Origin of the sequence: Kitasatospora aureofaciens, from assembly GCF_001188955.3 — a bacterium.
GTDB lineage: Bacteria > Actinomycetota > Actinomycetes > Streptomycetales > Streptomycetaceae > Kitasatospora > Kitasatospora aureofaciens.
The window spans coordinates 160,904-177,594 of sequence record NZ_JPRF03000043.1 but is presented as its reverse complement, the minus strand read 5'-3'; the positions used below and the strand labels follow the sequence as shown (position 1 = coordinate 177,594).

At 70.3% G+C, this 16,691-nt stretch carries 14 protein-coding genes; 9 read left to right on the top strand and 5 right to left on the bottom strand.

Annotated features, from left to right (window positions below):
• Nucleotides 1–30: 30 nt before the first annotated feature.
• Together HS99_RS26950 and HS99_RS26945 are read right to left on the bottom strand one after the other, a co-directional pair.
• The gene (locus tag HS99_RS26950) at nucleotides 31–2,961 is read right to left on the bottom strand and encodes an AAA family ATPase (protein ID WP_232543329.1); all 2,931 of its coding nucleotides are present in this window, start codon (nucleotides 2,959–2,961) and stop codon (nucleotides 31–33) included.
• A gap of 482 nt (nucleotides 2,962–3,443) precedes the next feature.
• Entirely contained in the window at nucleotides 3,444–4,370 is a 927-nt protein-coding gene (locus tag HS99_RS26945) for an alpha/beta hydrolase (RefSeq protein ID WP_030555955.1), read from the bottom strand.
• Between the two features lie 1,000 nt (nucleotides 4,371–5,370).
• On the opposite strand from HS99_RS26945, the gene HS99_RS26940 reads away from it, so the two are divergent.
• From HS99_RS26940 to HS99_RS26930, 3 genes are all read left to right on the top strand, one after another.
• Nucleotides 5,371–6,213, top strand: a complete 843-nt coding sequence (locus tag HS99_RS26940) for an oxidoreductase (protein WP_030555958.1) — start codon at nucleotides 5,371–5,373, stop codon at nucleotides 6,211–6,213.
• A 122-nt stretch (nucleotides 6,214–6,335) separates the two neighbouring features.
• Nucleotides 6,336–7,511 (top strand): hypothetical protein, encoded by a 1,176-nt coding sequence (locus HS99_RS26935; protein ID WP_052405418.1) that lies wholly within the window; start codon nucleotides 6,336–6,338, stop codon nucleotides 7,509–7,511.
• Nucleotides 7,512–7,522: 11 nt separating this feature from the next.
• Nucleotides 7,523–8,770 carry an ATP-grasp domain-containing protein gene (locus HS99_RS26930; protein WP_030555962.1) on the top strand — a complete coding sequence of 416 codons (1,248 nt, stop codon included), beginning with the start codon at nucleotides 7,523–7,525 and terminating at the stop codon, nucleotides 8,768–8,770.
• Between the two features lie 374 nt (nucleotides 8,771–9,144).
• On the opposite strand, the gene HS99_RS26925 is transcribed toward HS99_RS26930, so the two are convergent.
• Nucleotides 9,145–9,504 (bottom strand): hypothetical protein, encoded by a 360-nt coding sequence (locus HS99_RS26925; RefSeq protein ID WP_030598543.1) that lies wholly within the window; start codon nucleotides 9,502–9,504, stop codon nucleotides 9,145–9,147.
• A gap of 126 nt (nucleotides 9,505–9,630) precedes the next feature.
• Here HS99_RS26925 and HS99_RS26920 point away from each other — a divergent pair, with 126 nt between their 5' ends.
• Together HS99_RS26920 and HS99_RS45280 are read left to right on the top strand one after the other, a co-directional pair.
• Nucleotides 9,631–9,849, top strand: coding sequence for a hypothetical protein (locus tag HS99_RS26920; RefSeq protein ID WP_030598530.1), 219 nt, complete (start codon nucleotides 9,631–9,633; stop codon nucleotides 9,847–9,849).
• A gap of 86 nt (nucleotides 9,850–9,935) precedes the next feature.
• On the top strand, nucleotides 9,936–10,097 hold the full coding sequence (locus HS99_RS45280) for a hypothetical protein (RefSeq protein WP_157846608.1): 162 nt from the start codon (nucleotides 9,936–9,938) through the stop codon (nucleotides 10,095–10,097).
• Here the strand turns inward: HS99_RS45280 and HS99_RS26915 are convergent, their stop codons facing one another.
• A complete protein-coding gene (locus tag HS99_RS26915; protein WP_141763821.1) occupies nucleotides 10,098–10,841 on the bottom strand; it encodes a DNA-3-methyladenine glycosylase family protein in 744 nt (247 codons plus the stop codon).
• Nucleotides 10,842–11,191: 350 nt separating this feature from the next.
• On the opposite strand from HS99_RS26915, the gene HS99_RS26910 reads away from it, so the two are divergent.
• From HS99_RS26910 to HS99_RS26900, 4 genes are all read left to right on the top strand, one after another.
• Nucleotides 11,192–12,649 (top strand): hypothetical protein, encoded by a 1,458-nt coding sequence (locus HS99_RS26910; protein ID WP_052743428.1) that lies wholly within the window; start codon nucleotides 11,192–11,194, stop codon nucleotides 12,647–12,649.
• A gap of 335 nt (nucleotides 12,650–12,984) precedes the next feature.
• Complete coding sequence (locus HS99_RS26905) at nucleotides 12,985–13,272, top strand: hypothetical protein (protein WP_030555968.1); 288 nt, start codon at nucleotides 12,985–12,987, stop codon at nucleotides 13,270–13,272.
• Between the two features lie 58 nt (nucleotides 13,273–13,330).
• Nucleotides 13,331–13,492 (top strand): DUF7196 family protein, encoded by a 162-nt coding sequence (locus HS99_RS45275; protein WP_167344953.1) that lies wholly within the window; start codon nucleotides 13,331–13,333, stop codon nucleotides 13,490–13,492.
• Between the two features lie 822 nt (nucleotides 13,493–14,314).
• Nucleotides 14,315–14,815, top strand: coding sequence for an IPT/TIG domain-containing protein (locus HS99_RS26900; RefSeq protein WP_052743427.1), 501 nt, complete (start codon nucleotides 14,315–14,317; stop codon nucleotides 14,813–14,815).
• A gap of 151 nt (nucleotides 14,816–14,966) precedes the next feature.
• On the opposite strand, the gene HS99_RS47035 is transcribed toward HS99_RS26900, so the two are convergent.
• Nucleotides 14,967–15,215, bottom strand: coding sequence for an IPT/TIG domain-containing protein (locus tag HS99_RS47035; RefSeq protein ID WP_240520909.1), 249 nt, complete (start codon nucleotides 15,213–15,215; stop codon nucleotides 14,967–14,969).
• Between the last annotated feature and the right edge of the window lie 1,476 nt (nucleotides 15,216–16,691).

The window sequence follows — 16,691 nt, the reverse complement described above, 5'->3', positions numbered from 1 at the left end:
TCGTCCCACCGATCCGCCGGACAACGGCGATCACCGCTCGAACAAAGCACCGTCGATCTCGCGACGGGAGGAGATCCCCAGCTTGGCGAAGACCTTGCGCAGGTGCCACTCGACCGTGCGAGGGCTGAGGAACAACTGCGCGCCGATCTCCGCGTTAGCGTGTCCGGCGGCCGCGAGGCGGGCGATCTGCGCCTCCTGCGGGGTCAGGACCGGCGCGCCGACGGTCCGCTGGCGGACAGTCTCACCGGTGGCGAGCAGCTCTCGCCGAGCCCGCTCCGCGAACGCCTCCATACCCGTTTCCGCGGCCGCCTCGTACGCCGCCCGCAGCTCGGTACGGGCCTGCGCGCGCCGGTTCTGGCGGCGCAGCCACTCCCCGAACAGCAGCCGGGCCCGGACCTCGAACACGCCGAGCCCGCCCCGGCCGAAGTGGTCGACGGCCTCGCGGTAGCGGTCTTCGGCCTGCTCGGATGCTCCGGTCAGAGCGTCGGCGATCGCCTGCGCACCCAGGGCCCAGGGCGTGCCGGCCAGGGCCCAGTCGGCCAGCCGCTCGCGCGCTCGGGCCGCCACCGCCGGGTGGCCGGCCCGGGTCGCGGCCTCGACCAGCTCACTGCTCGCCCAGAAATGCACGTTGAGGTCCTGGTACTCCGTGCTTCGCAGTGCCGCTTCCATGGCGAGCGGATAGTTGCCCAGGCCGTTGTGGAGCACGGCCCGCACACACGCCGCCATGCCGGTGAGCCGTCCCAGGGCGGGCTGCTCACCGTCGCGTTCCATCGCCTCGATCAGTTCCAGGGCCGGTCGCTCCCGTCCCCGATACGCGCCGATCAGGGCCGTCATGCGCGGAACCACGCCGGTGGCCTTCTCAACGGCCGCGGCCTCGGCCAGCAGGTCCCCGGCTTCGGAGAAACGCCCCGCAAAACCCAGCGCGGCCGCCCGGTAGGGCAGCACCATCGAGAGGATCGACAGCGTTCCCGTCGTCCGGGCGAAGCGGGCCGCCCGATCGGTGACGTCCAGCCAGGCCTGGAGATCGCCCAGCTCCGCGGCGGCGTTCGCGGCCGCCCACAGGACGGACGGGTCCTCCTCGTCGGTGAGGGAGCGCAGCGCCCGCGCCAGCAGCGGGAAGGCGGCGACCGGCCCGTCCGTGGTCCACACGACCAGGGCACGAAGGAAGACTCCCGCCGGCTCGTCGCCGGGTATCAGGTCGCGAGCGGCGTCGGCGACTCGCCGCAGTCCGCCTTCGTCGTGCCGGCCGGCCCGAATGGCCGCGCCGAACGCGTCGAGGTAGGTCTTCCGTGCGACGGCCGGGTCGAGGTCCCTGAGCCGGCCCGCCGCGTCGAGCAGCGGCTGCACCGCGCCCGGCCCCGAGTCGGTCATGGACGACACCTTGGCCCGCAGCCGGCTGGCGTTGGCCTGCTGCAGCCGGTCCAGCGGCCCCAGCTCGGCGGCGGCTAGCAGGTCGGGCACCCGAGCCGGCACGCCCGCGGCGAGGTGGGTGTCCGCGGCCGCCAGCGCGCGCCGCGCCCGCTCCTTCGGGGCGGGGGTGAGCGCGGCGGCACGTTCCAGGAAGGAGGCGGCGGCCGCCCGGCCGCCGCGCGCCAGGGCCCGGTCGGCGGAGCGCTCCAGCGCGGCGGCGACCTCCTCGTCCGGCCCGACCGCGGCGTGAGCCTGGTGCCAGGCCCGCCGGTCGGCGTCACGCCGGGCGTCAATGGCCTCGGCCAGGACGCGGTGCGCCGCGCGCAGCGTGGCGGCATCCGCGCCACGCCAGACGGCCGAACGCACCAGCGGGTGCCGGAACCGCACCGAGGCTCCCAGGGTGATCAGGCCTGCGGCCTCAGCCACTGCCGCGGCCTCCAGCCCGATGCCCAACAGACGCAGAGCATCCCACAACAGCGGCCCGTCACCGACCGGTTCAACCGCCGCGACCAGCAACAGGGCCCGGGCGTCGGCCGGCAACGCATCGACGCGCCGACGGAATCCGTCCTCGACCCGGGTCGCCACCGGACCGGCGCCGGGCCCTCCGAAGCCGAACGCCAATTCCACCGGTGACAGACCCCGGGGCAACTCCAGCAGGGCGAGCGGATTCCCACCGGTCTCGGCGACGATCCGGTCCCGCACACGAGCGTCGACCGGCCCCGGCAGCACGCTGTCGAGCAGCACCCGGGCGTCGATGTCGGCCAGCCCGCGCAGGGGGAGTTCCGGCAGGTCGGAAAAGCCCTCATCCTCCTTCTTCCCGTCGGTGATCCGCTCGGCGAACACCAACGCCACCGACTCGGCGTCCAGCCGACGCCCGACGAACGCCAGGATCCGCCGGGACATCAGGTCCAGCCATTGGACGTCGTCGACCAGGCATACCAGCGGGGTCCGGGCCGCCGCCTCGGCGAAGAGACCGAGGATCGCCATCCCGACCAGCAGCATCTCGGGCGGGTTCCCCGCGCTCAGACCGAACGCGACACGCAGCGCGTCCTGCTGCACCGACGGGAGTCGATCCAGCTGCGACAACAGCGGAGCGCACAGCCGTTGCAAGGCCGAATACGCGAACTCCGACTCGGCTTCGACACCGACCGCGCGTACGACCTGCATCTGCGCCGCCTGCCCGGCCAGATGGTCGAGCAGCGCCGACTTGCCCACGCCGGCCTCACCGCGCAGAACCACCACCCGACTGTGCCCTTCGCGCACCTCGCGCAGCAGGCGGTCCAGCGCCTCCAACTCCCGCTTCCGCCCGAGCAACTGGTGTTTCGCGTGTTGTGGCATGTCACCTCCGGGACGAGTTCCTCCCGGAGGAGCTTCACCCATCCTACGAACAGCAGGCCGGCTGAGCCGCACGGATTCCGTACCCCGGGCCATCATCGCTGACTCAGCCCCGGATGACTGATGCGCGCTGGACGGATCGCACGTGACGGTGATGACCGATGGGTCTCGGAACACAGCGAAAGGGCTTGGCATGACTCGCACGTGGTTGATCACCGGCGCGCCCCGGCGTCTGCCGGGGCCGCCCCTCGGCTGGTGGCCGCCTGGCCTGGGCGGCCGGACCGACCTGCCCGGCCACAACACCAGCCGCCGCGAGACCGAGGAAACGGCGTCGACCGGGGTGGGCCGGTTCGTGTTCTCGTGCATTGCCATCCGGGACTCCCTGGGGCCGAAACCGGACGTGAGGTGTTCCGCCGTCAGATTCACGGCACCTGATCGCGTGGCGCGGCGGGTCGGCTCACCGTGACCTGCGCCGTACGGCGGTGTCAGGGTGTCCTCAGACGGAACGGCACTGGTGACGGCAATTGTCGAGGCCCAGCCATGCTCAGTAATTGGGTCCGCACAGCCCGTCGGAATCCGTCATTTGACGGCGCATCGGCCGCCTCGCGGCCGGGCTCCGTGGCAGGGGAGAGTGCGCGGACTCAGTCACCTGACCTGCGAGCGCGGCGGCCGCGAGGTGTGGGCCCCACCGCCATCGGTCAGCTCGTGGCGCCGAGGTGGGTGGTGAAGAAGTCGGCCAGTTTGTCGACGGCCGGGTCGATGTACTCCTTCTTGTCGTAGAGGTCGACGTGGCTCGCGCCTTCGATCCAGTGCAACTCCTTCGGCCCGGTGGCGCGTTGGTGGGCCTCGACGGCCATCCAGGAGGTGACGGCGCGCTCGCCGACGATCTGCAGCATCGGGCGGGGGCCGATCAGCGGGACGGCGAAAAACGCGTCGTAGGAGGCCAGCCGGTCGATGCTCTCCCAAGCCAGGAACTTCGCGGACCGCTCGTGCTCGCCGCGCGAGGTGCAGTAGTACTCGAATCCCTCAACGCCGTGCTCGCCGCCGAGTGCGCCCGCCTGCGCGGCGGTCTGCGGGAACATCGTCATTACGCCGGGATCCTGGCCACGGGCGCCGGCAGTGCGGGCCGAGGCGGCCGCGCCCAGCAGCGCCTGGAAGACAGCCGGGTCCTGGCCGCCGTCGGCACCGAGCCGGAACTGGCGGGAGGGGTCGGCGGTGCACACGGTCGCCACGGCCCGGACCCGGTGATCACCGCCGGTGGCGGCCAGCGAGTATCCGCCGGACGCGCAGATGCCGAGCAGGCCGATCCGCTCCGCGTCGACGTCCTCACGGGTGACCAGGTACGACACGGCGGCCTTGAAGTCCTCCACGCGCTGAGCCGGGTCCTCCAGCCCGCGCGGCAGTCCCCCCGACTCCCCCTGGTGGGCCGCGTCGAACGCCAGGGTGACGAACCCGTGATCGGCCATCCGCCGCGCGTACGTGCCGGACGTCTGCTCCTTCACCCCCGTCCCCGGGTGGCCGACCACCAGGGCCGGGTGCGGCCCCGGCGCCGGGGTGTCGGGGATGTACAGGTGCGCGGCGATCTCGATGCCCGCGCTCTCAAAACGGATATCTGACATGCTCATGTAAACACTCTCCTGTCGATCGACTCGTCGGTTGTTCGTCGGCACCCCGGTTCAGACTGCGACCCGCTCCGCCCGTACCGCGCCGCGTTCCTTGTGAGAAGCCGGGGGACGCCAAGGGACCCTCCGCGAGCGGGATCGGCCGGCGTGGTTCTCCTTACGCCCGCACGGGACCTCAGATCGGGGCCCTGCTGCATCGCCAAAGGCCGACAAGCCACGCCGCTCGCAGCCTGACTCGGGCGTGGGGTGCCGGTTCAACTGTGCAGTACCAGTGCTGATCAGAGCATCAGTCATATGGCTCAACAATCCTGTCGGCCACCAGCAGCCTCCACCCGGGACCGCCACCCGACGGTCCCGGGCAAGGCCACCCGCTCGGCGCCGCCTTGCGCGCCGCACGGTCCTCACATCCCCTTGTCGCACCCCATCCCTTCCCCGAGGACTTCGGCCGTCAGACGACCGATGCGGGATCCCCCACAAGGCTCCTGCCAGGGGGCCTTCCTGGTGGTCAGTCACGACGAGCGCTTCCTCACCGAGATCGGGGTGAACCGCTGGCTCCGGCTGGGCGACGGCACGCTGAAGGAGACCGCGGCCCCCGAGGTGTGAGCCGCCGATGTGTGAACCGGCCCGCGCCCGAGGCTCCGTGCCTTCGGCGGGCCCACCACCCCTCATATCGGAAGGTTCACCGCACCTCGGATGAAGGCGGAGTTGACGGCGGTCAACTCCGAAGCCGGAGAGTTGTGCCGGTGGGGAGGCCACGTCGAAGGACTGCGGCGTAAGCGTGGCGATGCTGCCGGGAAGCTGGGCGCCTCCCTCCTCGATCGGCACTCAGTGGACGTGGGAACCATCCGTGACCGCCCTACCGGTCCGGGCATCCAGTCCGGTCCGGGGCGGGCCCGTCGTCGGCTGATGGCCGACTCAGGGTCATATGACTGATGTGAGAAGGATGCACCGCACATGACAGTGATGACCGATGGGTCTCACGACAGAGCACAAGGGGATTGACATGACTCGCACGTGGTTGATCACCGGCGCGTCCCGGGGCTTCGGGCGGTGCCTGACCGAAGCGGTTCTGGAGAGCGGGGACCAGGTCCTGGCGACGGCTCGGCAGCCGGAGCAACTGGCGGACCTGATCTCCCGCTACGGGGCGCGGGTCCGCACCACGGCCTTGGACGTGACCGACGCGGCTGCGGCCCGTGCCGCGGTGGACGGCGCGGTGGCGGCGTTCGGGCGGCTGGACGTGGTGGTGAACAACGCCGGATACGCCAACAGCGGCCCGATCGAGGAGATGACGGACCAGGACTTCCGCGAGCAGTTCGAGACGAACTTCTTCGGCGTGGTCAACGTGACCCGGGCCGCGTTGCCGGTGCTGCGCGAGCAGCGGTCGGGTGTGTTCGTGCAGTTCTCGTCCCTGGGAGGCCGGGTCGGCGGCACCCCGGGCATGGGTGCCTACCAGAGCGCAAAGTTCGCCGTCGAGGGCTTCTCCGAGGTACTGGCCGGCGAGGTCGCACCGTTCGGGGTGAAGGTGGTCATCGTCGAGCCCGGAGCCTTCCGGACGGACTGGCAGGGCTCGTCCATGGAGCTGCACCCGGTGGTGGGGCCCGACTACGAGGAGACTGTCGGCGCCATGAACCGGTACCGACAGGAGAACAACGGCACGCAGCCCGGCGACCCGGCCCGCGCCGCCCGAGTGATCATCGACGTCATCGGCCACGACGACCCGCCACGCCGGCTGCTGCTCGGCGCCCAGGCCGTGACCGCCGCCCTGGCCGCTGGTGCAGCGCGCGCGGAGGAGACCCGGAAGTGGGCCGGGGCGAGCGCCGCCGCCGACTTCCCGGCGGAGCAGTGAGCCACCGGTGCCCGCGCGGCCTCGGCGCCGCCGGTACGGGCCCCGGCAGGCAGCCGGGCCTCCGAGCAACACCAATCCCAGTGGCGGTCACGACCCGTCGCGGCGGCCGGCAAGGAGCAGACGTGAACAGCAACCAGCTCTTCGACAGCGCCACACACCCCCGACAGCGCACCTCTCCCGCCCCCGGCCGCTCGGGCTCACCGCTGCGCGACTACGTCCTGCGCAGCCTTCCCGCCGCCCTCGACGACCTCTCCGCAAAACGCACGACGTATCATCAACTCGCGGATTCACAGGAGCGGATGCTCCGAAATGTCACTCAGCAGCTCCTCATCGAGGACGACGAGCGGACCGCGCGCCTCCTCCAGCTCGATCTGCTCTTCCTGCTCAGCGGTTACGCGCCCGCGGGGCCGCAGGCCGCGCCCCGCGGCCTGGCCGAGCTGATATCCGCCCAGTGCGGCAGGTTCCCCGCCCTGGATCCCCATCTGAGCTATGAATTCCTGATCGACGTCAACTGCGAGGAATACCGGCGCAGCGGGGACATCCGGGTGTTCTCCGCAGGCCGGGACGCCGCTCTCGAACGGGACTTCTACCTCGGCCACCACCTCTCCGAACCGTGGGCCAAATCGGCCGCCTACGGCCTGCGCTCGCTGGTCCTGCCGGCGGCCGCTGCCCGACCGGCCGCGGTCCTGGACGACGTCGTCGAGCACCTTGCGGAGTTCACGCGGTACATGGCCAGGTACCGCAAGCTGTCGCAGGAGGCGTTCAACCGGTTCCGCCCCTACCACATGGGCCATCCCGGCGGCCCGCGCGGCGCGAGCGGTGCGTTCATGCCCAGTGTCCACCTCCTCGAACTGGCCCTGCTGCCGCCGTCGGAGGGGTACGGCATCTTCCTGGACCAGTCGATGTCCTACTTCCCCTCGTGGTCCCGGCCCGTCATCGCGCGGTGGCGCGGCGACTCCATCCGGGGTGCGAACGTGTCCCAGCGGCTGCGGGACGGACGGCTGGTGCTCGACCGCGCGGGCCGCGAACGGTTGGTCAGGGTGATCGACAAGTTCGTGGACTTCCGGATGGCGCACCTGGGCGTCACCCGGCACGCGCTCCCCGAGGCGTTCCGGGAGCGGACCGGGCTGACCCGTCGCGACATCCGCGAGCAGGGCGGCGAACACGACATCCTGGACGGCCGGGACCCCGGCACGTCGGGGTTCAGCGTCCGGCATGTGCTCACCAATGCGGTGTACCGGCTCCTCGCGCTCCGCGCCGATCTCACCCGCCCCGGCTCCGCTCCGGCCGACCAGTAGGCAGGCAACCGATGTCAGCATTCCGTGTCGCGGTCGTCGACGCGTTCGGCACGTCCTTCGGGTTCACCGGCGCGTTCGGCGCGGTGGGCGGCGAGGTGATCCAGGTCCGGAGCACGCCCGACCCTCCGGTCGGAGTCGATCCGGTGGACGACCGGTCCTTCGCTCATGTGCTGCTCCACGACGGCGAGTTGGACGTCCTGGCGGCACAGCTCGCCGCGCTGGGGCCGGTCGCGGTCCTGGCCGGTCGCGAGACCGGGGTGGAGCTCGCCGACGCCCTCTCCGAGCGGCTGGAGTTGGCCTCCAACGGCACGGCCCTGAGCAGCGCGCGGCGCGACAAGTACGTGCAGATCGAAACGATCAAGGCTCAGGGCGTCCCCGGCATGCGGCAGCTGCGAACCGGTGACGAAGCCGAACTGCTGGCCTGGCACGAGAAAGTGGGCGGGACCGTGGTCGTCAAGCCCCTGCGCGGCTACTGGGGTGCCGGCGTGTCGTTCTGCGATCTGCCGCAGGACTCGGTCGCCGCGCTGCGAAGGCTGCGCAGCCACCGTACGGTGCTGGGCGAGCCGATCACCGAGGTCGTCGCCCAGGAGTACCTGGTGGGCGCCGAGTACATCGTGAACACGGTCAGTTGCGCGGGTGTGCACCAGCTGACCGACGCCTGGCGCACCGAGCGGATCGAGGCCAACGGGGTGCGGGACCTGGTGACCGCGCAGGTGCTGCTGCGCTCCGACGAACAGCCGGTCGGCGAGCTCTTCGACTACGGCCGCCGGGTGCTGGACGCCCTCGGCATCCGGTACGGCGCGGCGCACCTGGAGATCAAGCTGACCCCGGACGGCCCGCGGCTGGTCGAGGTGGGCGCCCGCGTTTCGGGGCTGCCCTACTACACGGCCGAGGTCCTGGGCGAGGGCCAGCTGGAGTGGACCGTCGACGCCTACGCCCGGCCCGAGCGGTTCCGCGCCCGGGCGGGCCGGCCCTACCGGCGGCGGCAGGCGTTCGCCTGGGCGGCACTGGTCGCTCCGGCTTCGGGACGGCTGCGGGGCTACCGCGCGCTGGACCGGCTCGAGCAGCTGGCGAGCTTCCACTCCCTCACCGTGCAGGTGAGGCCCGGCGACGCGATCACCGCGACAACCTACGATCGCGAATACCCGGCTACCCTGACGCTCAGCCACCCGGTGGATGCCGTCCTGCAGCGCGACCTCAACACGGTGCGCTACCTGGACGGCCCCGGGATGTACGAGATCACCCCGGCGGCCGATTGACGGGTTCGCCGTTCAGATCGCCATCACCCCGACGGCCGGCCCGAAGGCCCGGTCTCCGCCCGGTCGGACGGCACGCCGCTGCGATTGCAACGCGGCGTCGGGTATGTGCTGGGCACCAGGGTCAACCACGAACACGATCGCGAAGGCGTCCGGCGATGCGCCCCGAATCGACGCGCGAGGAAACAAGGCTCCGGACCGTGACGCAGGAATCGACGCGCGAGGAAATGAAGCAGAGCAGGAAGGGCCGCGGTGTCGCGAGTGTGGCACCGCGCTGCGCGCCTCCGGGCCGGGCTGCCGCCCGCTCTACCGTGGCCGCTCCTGCTCAATACGACGCGCGCGGAATCTGCGGGCGCCGCGCCAGCCGTTGTGGCCCCTCAAACGAGCGCCGTCCCCGTGGAGGAACTGCGCCTGGCCCTCGCCGCCGAGCGGTGCAGGCGGCGCTGGTCGGCGAGGCCACGCATTTGCTCGCCGGCGAGGTGCTCCTGAGCTTCCCGCAAGGCCTGACCGAGGTCCATGAGCTGCCTGACCAGGTCGTGGTGCCGGTGGGCAAGGAGGTTCGCGGCCCACGCGGCCACTGTGGGGCGGTGCAGGGCACGGATCGCCTTGGCGAGCTGCGGGTCTGACTTCTTCACCTCGTCGGCGCGTTCGTTTCGGGCGGCGGTGAAGGCGGTCGGAGCAAGGACGTAGAGCGCGTCGGTGATCGCCTCGAAGTCGGTCGGCGGCTTGCTGGCCACCTTCGAACTGTATGGCCGGTGCGCCCTCGAGTCCGGCGGACGTCCTCCGTTCAAGGTGAATCCGCAGGGCGAAGCACGGCGGATGCCGCCGCCTCAGCGCGACGACCGGCGCAGTACGGTCCCAGGATGAGCAGCAGCGACCTCCAGCTCCAGGATCTCCTGTCAGCGGCCCTCGAGGACACCGTGGCAACAGCCCACGCCGAGGCGGCCCGATGGCTGACCGCCCAGCTGGAGCAACGCGGCACCGAGGCCATGTGGGAAGCCGCGCGCCGACTGCTCTCCGACCTGACCGTCCGGCCCGCTTACGGGCTGCCCCCGCACGAGGCAGCCGACGGCTGCGCCTGACCGCGCGGAGCGCTCAGCCCGATGTTGCGCTCGTCCTGTCGCTGAAGCTCGCCCTGTGGGAGCGCGGCGAGGAAGGTGCCGCCGAGGTGTGGCGCGCCGCCCCGGTTGAGCTGCGTCGGCCCGCGATCATGCACCTGGTGATCTCGTACTGCGCGACCGTCGGCTACGACGGGCGCCGGCTGAGCCCGGCCGAGACGGTGTCGCTCGTGCGCCAGGCGTTCGCGGCTCCGCCCTGTTCGGCGGGGTGATCATCTTTTGCGGTGGTCGTTGGGGGAGAGGCGGGGGCCGAATCGTGGGGCGCTGGCGCCGGCGAGGAAGGCGAGTGTGCAGACGCGGTGGCGCTGGCCCGCGTAGGGGGCGAGGAGTTCGAGCATCTGCTCGTCGGTGCTGCGGGCGCGTCCGGTGAAGAAGTGGCCGATGTGGTTGGCGAGGTGGTAGTCGCCGACGGAGACGGCGTCGGGGTCGCCGTTGTCGCGCTGGAGGGTCTCGGCGGCGGTCCAGATGCCGATGCCGGGCACGGTCATGAGGCGCTCGAAGGCCTGCGCGCCGGCCATGGTCGAGGCTTCTTCGAGCCGGGGTGCGAGGCGGACGGCGCGCAGGATCGTGGGCGCGCGTTTCGGGTCGACGCCGGCCTTGTGCCATTCCCAGCTGGGGATGGCGGCCCACTGGCGGGCGGAGGGCATGACGTACAGGTCGGGGCGCGGGCCGGGCGCGGGGGTGCCGTGGCGGCGGACGAGGTAGCGCATGGCGCGCCGGGCTTCGAGGACGGTGACCTTCTGTTCCATGATCGCGGGGATCAGGGAGTCCAGGACGAGGCCGGTGGCGCACAGGCGAAGGCCCGGGTTGCGGCGCTGGACTTCGCGCAGCGGCCCGGGTGGCAGGACAAGTTGCTCGGGGATGTCGGTCGCGCCGAGCAGGGTCGGCAGGCGCTCGAGGAGCAGTCCTGGTGCCGACGATCGAGCCGCTGGAGCAGACCGCCGAGGCGTGGTCACTGCGGGTCGGGCGCCGGGCCTGGCGGTGGCGGCGTGATCCCGCGAGGAGGCGCTGGAGAGCGCGCACCCGGCGCGAGGGCGCGCCCCATACGGAAGTCATGTTATTTAACTATCAAATCCCGCCATATGAGTGACTTTGGACCGGGGGGTCTGGTCCGGGACCACGGCTATGGGTCTAATGGCGATACCGAATGTGGGGTGCCCATCCCTCTGTTGGGGAGCTAAGGCGACGATCGCTTGACGAGTCGTTGTCGCGCTACATGGGCACCTTGGCAGACGGATGCTGCGCCATATGACGCAGCCATGAGCGGCAGCCCCACGCCGAAGCTCCTTGAAGGGGTTGTCGTTCCATGGCAGTAGTCGTCTTCCCCCTGACGGTTCCAGCGTGTACGACGTTCACCGTCACCATCACCGGCGCTCCCGCGGGGACCGCCTCCACCGTCATCACGTATGACGGCGCCACCCAGACCGTGGCCGTCCTCGGCGGTTCAGCCACGGTCAGCTTCACGGCGGTTGGGTCCGGAACCCAGGTCGTGTCCGCGACCTACTTCAGCGGTACCGGTGGCACCGGCACCGTTACGGGTGCGGAAACCGGGACCGTGACCGTCACGCCCGCACCGGCCGGAACCATATCCACAACGCTGACCACCCCGGTCAGCGGGACCACCACGGCCAGCACCATCATCACCTGCGGTGCCGGTCTCTCCTCCATCAACGGAACGCTGACGTACACCCTGCCCGGCGGCGGCACGGTCACCGCCACTGTGACCAACGGCGTGGTGGGGACGACCAACCTGGGGGTGGCGCTGACGCCGGGCCAGGTGGTGACCGTGAGCTTCACCCCGGCGGCTGGGACCTGTCCGGCCTGCACGCTCGCGCCGATCACCGTCACCTTGCCTGAGGTGTCCAGCTGCTCGGTGGTGATCCAGCCGCTGGTCGGGCCGGTGGTGGTGGGCCAGCCGACCAGCGTGACCGCTGTGGTGCTGTGCAACGGCGTGCCGGTCTCCGGTGCGTCGGTCACCTTCACCAGCGGTACGGCCACCGCGACCGCCACCACCAACGCCCTCGGCATCGCCATCGGATCGCTGACCTTCAGCACCGCCGGCCCGGCCACCGTGACCGCGACCGTCACCGCGACCGGCACCGCGTGCGCGTGCTCCGGCGTGGTCTCCGTCCCCATCACGGTCACCGTGGCTCCGCAGCCGACCTGCCAGGTGCTGCTGCTGCCGACCGGGCCGGCGGTCGTGGGCGTGCCGCTCCCGGTGACCGCTGTGGTGCTGTGCAACGGCGTGCCGGTCTCCGGTGCGTCGGTCACCTTCACCAGCGGTACGGCCACCGCGACCGCCACCACCAACGCCCTCGGCATCGCCATCGGATCGCTGACCTTCAGCACCGCCGGCCCGGCCACCGTGACCGCGACCGTCACCGCGACCGGCACCGCGTGCGCGTGCTCCGGCGTCGTCTCCGCCCCCATCACGGTCACCGTGACCGGGACGGTGGGTAGTGGAACGACCTTGACGGCAGCGCCCGCCTGCTGGCGGGTCAACCTGCCGCTGCCCCTGCCCGACGTGTTCAAGGCGACGCTGACGGCCACGCTCTCCCCGGCGCAGGCGGGTGTCACGGTCAGCTTCTTCGTCGCAAACCAGCTCGTGGGCACCGCCGTCACCGACGCCACCGGCACGGCCACCCTCCAGGCGGGACTCAACCCGCTCCAGATCCTCGCAGGCAGCTACACGGCACACGCCACGGTCGGCGCCACCATGCTCCAGGCGACCAACTCCCTGACGCCCTGCTTGCCGCCGGTGTGACCGACTACGGTCAGATCGCCCGGGGCAGCGTGACGGGTCCCGCCGGAACGTCGGTGCACAGGTCTAGGCCGGTGTGTCCGAGCTGACGGTGTCCCGCTGGAGGTCCCCCGGTAAAAGGTTGTCCCCCGTCGTGGAAGGACGGGGGACAACCCAGCTGCCAGCCTATTGGTCGCTCAACCGTCTCCACGTCCGAGCCGTACCACGTGAGCGACCGGCGCACACAAGCACCCTGGACCGGTACACACCGCAGCCCCAGCACCGATCCCGGGCAGAACCGGATCCGAGTGCCGCTGTACCACCCCGTCATAGGTCAATCGGTGAGTGGATGGTTTGCCATGAGCGTTACCGCGTTCCTTCTCGCCCTCGGCACCACTTGTCGCATCACCCGTTTCATTACTAAGGACACGCTGGCAGCGGGGTTCAGGTCGTGGATCGCAGCTCGCTTCGGCGACGACTCCCGAGCGGCCTATCTGGTCAGCTGCGGATGGTGCACCAGCATCTGGGCCGCCACCGCCACCGCCCTGTACGCCACCTGGTTGGAGGGCTCGCCATGGTTCCAGGTACCCACGGCTGCCCTGACGCTCTCGTACCTGGCGGGAGTCGCTTCACGCTGGCTGGACTGACCGGCGACGGCCCCATGAACGCCCTGCCCCATGAATCGAAGCCGAAAGGATGGCATCCATGCCTTGCAACTGCGGCGGAGGATCCCCACACACCACCATCGTCTACCAACTGAACCTGCCCGACGGCACCATTCGCCGGTACGTCACCTATCAGGAAGCCGTCGACGCAAACCAACGGGCGGGCGGCACCGGGACAATCACCGCCGTCTCCAACCAATAGGCTGAAGCCCCTTCGACCAAGTCGGCAGCGTTCGAGGGTGGAGCCCGGCAGGGCGTCCTCTGACCGACCCCGGCCGGTAGCGAACGAGCCGCTTCCCCACAGAAGTAGTGAGGGAAGCAGCTCGCGCATTGCTGATGTTGCATCCCCGCCGCCTCGGAGACCGAAACCCGCTCGATCATCGGAGCGTGGCACGGCCGGATCAGCTGCAAGGTGCTCAGGTAAGACCTGAGTGTTCTTACATGCCTCTCGTCCGCCGATCGGCCTGCTCAACCGGTCGCACTGAGCCGCGAGCCCGATGACGTACTGAGGCGAGCGCATGAAGTGCACCAGGGGCCACTCGCATCGCAGTTCCTAGATCGCAGAGGTGCCATCGAAGCCGTGGCGTCACCTGAACAAGGTCCGGCCGGGTACCGCTTACCCGAATAAATACGACGACTTCGCCATGCTCTCAATGTTGCCCCATGTCATGGGTATAGTTGCAGGTCAGAGGGTCGGCTGAACCGTTTTGGCACGTTTCTCTCCCGGTTTCCGAGCGCTTTCACCGTGATTATCAGTCTGATCCTCGAGAACTCCTCGACGGCCGTTCGGAAGGCACTCGCTCGTGCTCACCTAAAATGCCCAGCGGCAAGTCTTTTGCGCGACCGGTTCCCTCCGGCGAGGTGTCGAAGAGGTTGTGCGCCCCTGATAAAGACCTTTGCTTCCGTCTTTGGCGAATTCCCTATTGTCACGCGATGGCGGTCGAACCTACCGTGAGGAAAACGCCTCGTAGACTTGGCGACAATGGCCTTGTCTGGCGTTCGGAAATCGGAAAAGAGGAATCCTGTGTCCCCGATTCTCCTCGCACTCGTCCCCTCGCAGGGTCCGTCGACCGGCGGTAACCCCGTGCTCCTGGTCGGCACCGGATTGACCGGGGCCACCGCGGTCCTGTTCGGCACCACCCCCGCGCTCAGCTTCACCGTCCAGTTCGACGGCGCCATTACGGCGGTCGCCCCGCCCGGGACCGGCACCGTGCCGGTCAAGGTGGTCACGCCGTCCGGCACCAGCAACACCCTCAGCTACACCTACCAGCTGCCGGCCCCGCCGACCATCCTCGCGCTCGTGCCTCCGATCGGCCTGGCCGTGGGTGGCCTGCCCGTCCTCATCGTGGGGCACGGCCTGTCCGGCGCGACGGCGGTCCTGTTCGGTACCACCCCCGCCACGAACTTCACCGTGCTGGGCGACGGCGCCATCCTGGCCGTCTCCCCGCCCGGAACCGGAACCGTCCCCGTCACGGTGATCACGCCGGCCGGCACCAGCAACGGCGCCTCCTACACCTACCTGTAGGACGGGGGCCGAACCGCCGCCGTCCGTAGGGGGGATGCGGCGGGGAAACAGTGAGCTCCGGCAGCAGAAGCTGCCGGAGCTCACTGTTCGTCGGACACTCGGACGGGGTGGGATTCCGATGTCCGCGCCGGTTTCGGAAGAGGTGGCGACCCTAGATTGCCGGTGGGGCGGTGTGGGTGTAGGCGAGGTTGTTGCTGGTGCCTCCGGGGGTGGTCACCGTCACCTGCACGGTGCCCGAGCCTGCCGGCGCCGTGGCGGTGATCTGCGTGTCCGAGACCACCGTGAACGACGGGGCGGCAACGGCACCGAACCGCACCGCCGTTGCTCCCGAGAACCCGGAGCCGGTCAGCGTCACCACCGACCCCGCCGCCCCCGACGCCGGACTGATCGAATCGATCACCGGAATATTGTGATCAATCATGACTTGCCCCATAGGTTGTACGGTCTCCGAGGTGACGGATGTCGGCGTGCGCAAGGCGCCTGAAGCGTCGGCTATCCGCCCGGGGACGCGACGGGCGCCGAAGCGGGGAGCCCCGGCCGACGGAGGGAACATCGACCGGGGCTCGTCAGGGGTGGTGAGCCGAGCTTGCGCCGACGCCCGACCGCCGCGTCGAGCACGGACGCGGGCCGACGGTCAGCAGAGTCCGGGCGGCGAGACGCGGGTGAGCGGCTCGCCCGGGTCCCCTCGGTGGTGAATCTCCCGGGCCCCGAGGGCACCGAGTGATCGGCACGACGACGCTTGGCTCAGCGGCGCGCTCGTTGTCCGACTCGTGGGCAGTCGAGCTACGACGTGTCTGACGCCATGACAAGTGGCCCTGCAGTGCCGTTGAGCCACATGAGCCGTCACGGAACGGCCTGTTCGCCCACCGTGGAGGCGTTCACCGCCGTGTGCCCGGGTCGCCGTGGTCAGGAGGCTTGTCCTTGCGGCCGCAACGCCGCTCTCGGCCGATCCGCCCTCGGCGCCGCCTGCGCCGTCCAAGGACGGGCTCGGCCGAGCGCATCCTGCTGGAGTCCCGCTCGAAAACCTGGCCGTGGGGGGCTGGGGTCATGCGTTCCGTCGTCGACAGCTCGCGCGCGGGCTGACTTCCTGCCACCACCGTGTGTAAGTACCACCCCAACAGAAGCCCCCAGCTCCACAGCGCTGACGTCGTCGTTCGACGGTACGAGGAAGAGGGGTCGGCAGACCATCCGGTCGCCGCATCCAGTATCCTTCGGAACCTTTGGATTGCTTGCATGACGCCTCCTGGCGTATGTAAGCCGCCGCATGTGCCGGCACCGCTGAGGCGGCGCGGGCAGATGGATCCAGATCCTCCACGGGGTGCCCATCGAGCCGGACACCACCGCCGCCTGAAGCACGGCGGGCGCCGGCTGCACGTTCCCCCGGGAGGGATGGGCGGCCCGCCGGTTGGATACAGAAAAGTAATCCAGAGCGGTGAAATCGGTGACAAGCCTTTTGGCCCGCATTCACCCGCTTGGCGCAGTGTCCGACGATCTCGCAATCCGGAAAACGGCCTGCGCCATAGCGTCGCGGCTGAGGAATCAGACCTGCCCGTGCCGGATTTGCGTGCTTGTTCCTCACCCGGCAGAGATCGCGACTTCCGTGTCCGCGGCCAAGAGACGGCTCGGCCGCGGATGGACGGAATTCCCCACCCTCTGCCGTTCGGAATTGCTCGATCCCAGCCCGGACGCACCGCGCGAAGCCTCCGGCCGGAGCTCGGAGGCCGGGCACGATCGACGCCCGAGCGGCCGCCGTCTCCGCTCTCGTGGAAGTGAATCTCTGGAGTCGCGCCCCCGCTGCGGACGCCGACCCAGGACGGCTGCTCGGTCCCATCCAAGCCGCAACCACCGGAAGCCGGTCCACCGGCCGGCCCGGAGC

Coding starts and splice junctions, on each gene's coding strand:
- HS99_RS45275 (WP_167344953.1), top strand. CDS start 13,331: ATGCCTTGCAACTGCGGCGGAGGATCCCCACACACCACCATCGTCTAC.
- HS99_RS26940 (WP_030555958.1), top strand. CDS start 5,371: ATGACTCGCACGTGGTTGATCACCGGCGCGTCCCGGGGCTTCGGGCGG.
- HS99_RS26930 (WP_030555962.1), top strand. CDS start 7,523: ATGTCAGCATTCCGTGTCGCGGTCGTCGACGCGTTCGGCACGTCCTTC.
- HS99_RS26905 (WP_030555968.1), top strand. CDS start 12,985: ATGAGCGTTACCGCGTTCCTTCTCGCCCTCGGCACCACTTGTCGCATC.
- HS99_RS26910 (WP_052743428.1), top strand. CDS start 11,192: ATGGCAGTAGTCGTCTTCCCCCTGACGGTTCCAGCGTGTACGACGTTC.
- HS99_RS26945 (WP_030555955.1), bottom strand. CDS start 4,370: ATGAGCATGTCAGATATCCGTTTTGAGAGCGCGGGCATCGAGATCGCC.
- HS99_RS26920 (WP_030598530.1), top strand. CDS start 9,631: ATGAGCAGCAGCGACCTCCAGCTCCAGGATCTCCTGTCAGCGGCCCTC.